Consider the following 5,496-nt stretch of genomic DNA (forward strand, 5'->3'; position numbering starts at 1 on the left):
TCGCCACCGCCGGCGGCGCCGTCGGCGGGCCCCCACGCTGACACTGCGCAGGCAACAGCCCGGTGCACGCCGACCCACGAGCAGGAGGAGCCGACATGGAGGGCGAGAGGACACACGAGACGCGAACCGGCTCGGGACACCAGCTCCTCGAGCAGATGCTCTACGAGGTCAAGCGGACCATCGTCGGGCAGGACGTCCTGCTCGAGCGCATGGTCGTCGCCCTGCTCGCCCGCGGCCACCTGCTCGTGGAGGGGGTGCCCGGCCTGGCCAAGACCTTGGCGATCAAGACGCTCGCCCAGGCGATCGGTGGCGAGTTCCAGCGCATCCAGTTCACCCCCGACCTCGTGCCCGCCGATCTCGTCGGGACGCGGATCTACAACCAGAGGGACGGCGAGTTCCAGGTCTCGCTCGGTCCGGTCTTCGCCAACCTCGTCCTCGCCGACGAGATCAACCGCGCACCGGCCAAAGTCCAGAGCGCCCTCCTCGAGGTGATGCAGGAGCGCCAGGTCACGATCGGCCGCCAGACCTACCCGGCGCCCGACCCGTTCCTCGTCATGGCGACGCAGAACCCCATCGAGTCGGAGGGGACCTACCAGCTCCCAGAAGCGCAGGTGGACCGGTTCATGCTCAAGGTCCTCGTCGGCTACCCCTCGGCTGCGGAGGAGTTCGTCGTCGTCGAGCGGCAGGTCGGGCGCCAGGTGCGCACCGAGCGGGTGCTCGACCCGGACACGCTGCGCGACTACCAAGGGCAGGTCGACGAGGTCTACACCGACCCGTCGATCATCGACTACGCCGTCCGGCTCGCGACCGCGACCCGTGAGCCGGCCGGCGTGGGACGCGACGACCTTGCCCACTTCCTCACCTACGGCGCGAGCCCACGTGCCTCGATCAACCTCGTGCTGACCGCTCGCGCGCTGGCGTTCCTCCGCGGCCGCGACTACACCCTGCCTGACGATGTGCGCGACCTCGCCCTCGACGTGCTGCGCCACCGGATCGTCCTGTCCTACGAGGCGCTCGCCGAGGACCTCAGCGCCGACGACTTGCTCCTGCCGATCATCGAGGCGGTCCCGCGACCCACAAGCGTCGCCCACGAGCCCGAGCAGTCATGGACCCGACCGCGACCCTGAGTCCCGAGCGGCTGCTGCGGCGACTCGAGTGGCGGGTCGTCCGGAGGCTCGACGGCCTGCTCCAGGGCGACTATCGCAGCCTCTTCCGCGGGATGGGGCTCGACTTCACGGACCTGCGCGAATACGAGCCGGGCGACGACCTGCGACACATCGAGTGGAACGTCACCGCACGGCTGGACATGCCCTTCGTCCGCGAGTACATCGAAGACCGCGAGATCACGTCCTGGCTCCTGCTCGACGTGTCCCCGTCGATGGCTTTCGGGCCGGTCGCCAGGCAGAAGGGCCTCGTCGTCGCCGAGCTGGCCACGACGATCGCCCACGTGCTCTCCCGCGGCGGCAGCCGGGTCGGGGCGGTCCTCTTCGACACGGACGTGCGGACCATCATCCCGCCAGCGAGTGGCCGCACCCAGGTCCTGCGCATCGCGAAGGCGGTCCTGGACAACCGTGAGGAGCTCGGGCCCGGAAGCGTCACCGACCTCGGCGCGCTCTTCCGCGCGGCATCGGGGCTGGCCCGTCGACGGTCCCTCGTCGTCGTCGTCTCCGACTTCATCACGGCCGAGGGCTGGCAGCGCCCACTGGCCCTGATCGCCCGCCGCCATGAGGTCGTGGCCCTCCAGGTCAGCGATCCACGCGAGTCCGAGCTGCCCGACGTCGGCTCGATCTACGTGGAGGATGCCGAGACGGGGGAGCAGATCTTCGTCGACACGAGCGACGCGGGCTTCCGCCAGCGGCTCCGTGACGCTGCCGCCGAGCGGCAGGAGGCCCTTGAGGGAGAGACCCAGCGCGCCGGCGTCGACCTTCATCGCGTGAGCACCGACGACGACCTGGTGCGCTTCCTCGTCCGGGTGTCCGAACTGCGGCGGAGGCGACGGCGATGACCCTCACGTGGCCGTGGGCATTGCTCGGACTGCTCCTCGTTCCGGTCGTCGTCACGGGCTTCCGCCGCCTGCTGCGGCGGCAGGAGGAACGGCGGGGCGAGCTCGCACGCCAAGGCCTGGTGGTCTCCGTCCCCCCGAGGGACCGGTGGGCACGGCTCGCCCCAGCGCTCCTCGTGGCGGCGCTCGTCGTGCTCGTCGTGGCGATGACGAGACCGGTGGCGGCGGTCGCCGAACCACGTCGCGAAGGCACCGTCGTGCTCGCCTTCGACGTGTCGACGAGCATGTCGGCCACCGACATCAAGCCCACCCGGCTCGAGGCGGCCAAGGCGGCGGCTCGGCAGTTCATCGACAAGCAGCCGCCGTCCGTTCGGCTCGGCGTCGTCGCCTTCGGCGGCACCGGGCTCGTCACGGAGCGCCCGACGACGGACAAGGCGGCCGTGCTCGCCGCGGTCAACCGGCTTGATGCGCAGGGCGAGACGTCGCTCGGTGGTGGCCTGCTCGGAGCCCTCAGTGCCATTGCCGGCCGGCCGATCACCAAGGTTGCCACGTCGGACGCCGGCTCTGACGAGGAGTCCAACATCGGCTACTACGGCGGGACCTCCATCGTCGTGCTCACCGACGGGGAGAACACCACGGGTCCGGACCCGCGCGACGTCGCCGAGCTCATTTCCGCCGCGGGGGTACGCATCGAACCCATCGGCCTCGGGACTCCCGAGGGCGCGGTGCTGCAGGTCGACGGCTTCAGCATCGCCACGGCCCTCGACAAGGCCACGCTGCAGGACATCGCGGAAGCGACCGGCGGTACCTACCGGGAGGCTGACGACGCCGCCTCGCTCGCGAACATCTACGACTCGATCGAGCTGAACTGGACGATGCGGACGGTGCCGCACGAGGTGACCTCACTCGTCGCCGCCCTCGCCGCCCTGCTCCTCGCGGCCGGAGCGACCATCTCGGTCCTGCGGCAGGGCCGGGTGGTTTGATGTCGTTCGCGCAGCCGCTCCTGCTCACCCTCGCGCTCGCCGCCCCGATTCTGCTCGGCGCCTATCTGTGGCAGCTGCGCAGGCGACGCCGCCGCACGGTCCGGTTCTCCAACGTCGCCCTCGTCCGCGTTGCTGCCGGTGGGCGCCGTTCATGGCGTCGGCACGTGCCCATTGCCCTCGTCCTCGCCAGCCTGGCCGTCCTCGGGATGGCGTCGGCGCGCCCGCAGGTGCGCACGGACGTGCCCGTCTCAGGCACGACCATCCTCATCGCGCTCGACGTCTCGGGATCGATGTGTGCCACCGATGTCGTCCCGAACCGACTGACTGCCGCCCAGGAGGCAGTCCGTGACTTCGTCGAGGAGCAGCCGCCGGAGGCGAAGCTCGGCCTCGTCGTCTTCTCTGGGTTCGCAGAGGTCGCCGTTGCACCCTCGACCAACCGGGACGACCTGCTCAGCGCGATCAACGGAGTGACGACGGGCCGGGGCACGACGATCGGCGCCGCGATCCTCACCGCGATCGACGCCATCGCCGAGCTCGACCCCGACGTCCCGCCGAGCGACCCGGTCCAGATCTCCGGCGACGTCGACCAGGGCGGCGCGCCGCCCCTGACCCCGCCCACACCGACCCCCACCGATCGCACCGACCGAGCGAGCGGAGACCCGTCGGTTCGGACAGCACCGGTCCCCGAGATCATCGTGCTGCTGACGGACGGTGCGAACACCCGTGGCGTGACCCCCGCGCAGGCTGCGGACCAGGCCGCGAAGCGCGGGGTGCGCGTCTATCCGATCGGCTTCGGCACGACGAACCCGACGACGTTGGCCTGCTCCAGGGAGCAGTACGGCGGCTTCGAGCCACGGCAGAACTTCGGCTTCGGCCCCCCGGGAGGCGGCGGCGGGGTGACCCGGAACTTCCTCGTCGTCGATGAACCCGCGCTGCGAGAGGTGGCCGAGATGACCGGCGGCGAGTACTTCAGCGCGACCGATGCAGCCGGGTTGTCGACCGTCCTCGCCGACCTGCCCAAGCACGTCACGACCCAGCAGCAGGACGTCGACCTCAGCGCGGGGTTCGCGTTCCTGGCTGCGTTGCTGCTCGCCGCCGGACTGGTCGTCTCGATCCGGTGGAGCACCCTGACCTGAGGACAAACCCGGACGCTTACCGCGGCTTTCCCGGTTCCCCGAACAGTGAGGTCGGACCGCTTTACCGTCGACGGGTCAGTTTCCGCGTCAGGGGACTCAGCAAAGAGGGACCCATGAGCAGACACCATCGATCGGGACGACTCGTCGCGGCTGGAGCGGCATCGCTTCTCCTCGCGGTCACCGGAGGCGTGACAGCAGCGGCTCACGGTGAGTCTCACGGCGGACCCACCGTCATCGCCTCCGGCCTCAACAGCCCCAGGCAGCTCGCCTTCACCCCCGGGGGCGACCTCTATGTCACCGAGGCCGGGACCACGGGCACACCCGGCGGCGACACCTGTCAGCAGAGTCCCGAGTTCGGCGAGGTGTGCTTCGGCTTCACTGGCTCGCTGAGCAAGATCAGGCGCGGCGGCGGGTTCGTTCGTGTCCTCGAGGGGCTCCCGTCGGTCGGAACCGCGGACGAGCCGCTCGGACCCGGTTCCATCGCGTTCACGGGAAACCACAAGTTCGCCCTGACGATCGGGCTCGGCGGCTCGCCGGAGTACCGCGATGGCTTCGGTCCGGACGCCAACCTGTTGGGTACGGTCCTCACCGGCGACCTCCGGCACCTCGACGGGCTGGAGTCACTGTCCCTGGCCTTCGACGCCGCCGCCTTCGAAGCGAAGGCCAACCCGGACGGCACGGACATCGACAGCAACCCGGTCGGCATCGCCAAGTCCGGCAACGGGTGGGTCGTCACCGATGCCGGCGGCAACTCCGTCGTCTCGACGAGGAAGGGCGGCTCGACGGTTGCCACGTTCGCGCCCGTGCCGACCACGCAAGCCGTCGAGATTCCGTTCCCGCCGTTCACGCTGCCCGCCGGTTTCCCCGCGGATGCCGTCCCGACGGACGTCGTCAAGGGGCCGGACGGTGCTTGGTACGTCTCGCAGCTCGTCGGATTCCCCTTCGAGAAGGGGTCGTCGACCATCTGGCGGGTCGTCCCGGGGCAGCAGCCCACGGCGTGGGCAACCGGCCTGACGAACGTCACGTCCCTCGCCTTCGCCAGCGACGGCTCGCTCTACGCGGTCGAGCTCGCGTCCAACGGCCTGCTGCAAGGGCCCATCGGCTCGCTCGTCAAGGTGCACGCGCACTCCAACACCCACACGGTGGTGGCCGGCGGCCTGTTCGCGCCCTACGGCGTCGCCATCCGGGGCCATGACGCCTACGTCACCACGGGGTCCGTGGTTGCCGGCGGTGGGCAGGTCATCCGCATCCACCTCTGAACCACAGACAAAGGTGCCGTATACCGCTGAGCCAGCTCAGCGGCATACGGCATCTTCTTCAGTCGTCGAGTTCCAGGACGTAGGCCGTTCCCGTGTCGCGGAAACCCACGCGCCGG

At 70.2% G+C, this 5,496-nt stretch carries 5 protein-coding genes; all 5 read left to right on the forward strand.

Annotated elements, in window-relative coordinates; all coding sequences use genetic code 11:
• Positions 1-95 precede the first annotated feature (95 nt).
• The 5 genes from VIR15_RS20605 to VIR15_RS20625 all read left to right on the forward strand — a co-directional run bounded on the left by VIR15_RS20605 (position 96) and on the right by VIR15_RS20625 (position 5,380).
• The gene (locus tag VIR15_RS20605) at positions 96-1,127 is read left to right on the forward strand and encodes an AAA family ATPase (protein WP_331931275.1); all 1,032 of its coding nucleotides are present in this window, start codon (positions 96-98) and stop codon (positions 1,125-1,127) included.
• Positions 1,106-2,005: a DUF58 domain-containing protein gene (locus VIR15_RS20610; RefSeq protein WP_331931277.1), complete on the forward strand. Its 900-nt coding sequence runs from the start codon at positions 1,106-1,108 to the stop codon at positions 2,003-2,005. Before VIR15_RS20605 ends, VIR15_RS20610 begins: the two co-directional genes overlap by 22 nt.
• Positions 2,002-2,985: a vWA domain-containing protein gene (locus VIR15_RS20615; RefSeq protein WP_331931279.1), complete on the forward strand. Its 984-nt coding sequence runs from the start codon at positions 2,002-2,004 to the stop codon at positions 2,983-2,985. Before VIR15_RS20610 ends, VIR15_RS20615 begins: the two co-directional genes overlap by 4 nt.
• On the forward strand, positions 2,985-4,121 hold the full coding sequence (locus tag VIR15_RS20620) for a VWA domain-containing protein (protein ID WP_331931281.1): 1,137 nt from the start codon (positions 2,985-2,987) through the stop codon (positions 4,119-4,121). The genes VIR15_RS20615 and VIR15_RS20620 overlap by 1 nt, the downstream gene beginning before the upstream one ends.
• A gap of 113 nt (positions 4,122-4,234) precedes the next feature.
• A complete protein-coding gene (locus VIR15_RS20625; protein ID WP_331931283.1) occupies positions 4,235-5,380 on the forward strand; it encodes a ScyD/ScyE family protein in 1,146 nt (381 codons plus the stop codon).
• Positions 5,381-5,496: the final 116 nt, after the last annotated feature.

Source organism: Intrasporangium sp., assembly GCF_036566125.1.
Lineage (GTDB): Bacteria > Actinomycetota > Actinomycetes > Actinomycetales > Dermatophilaceae > Intrasporangium.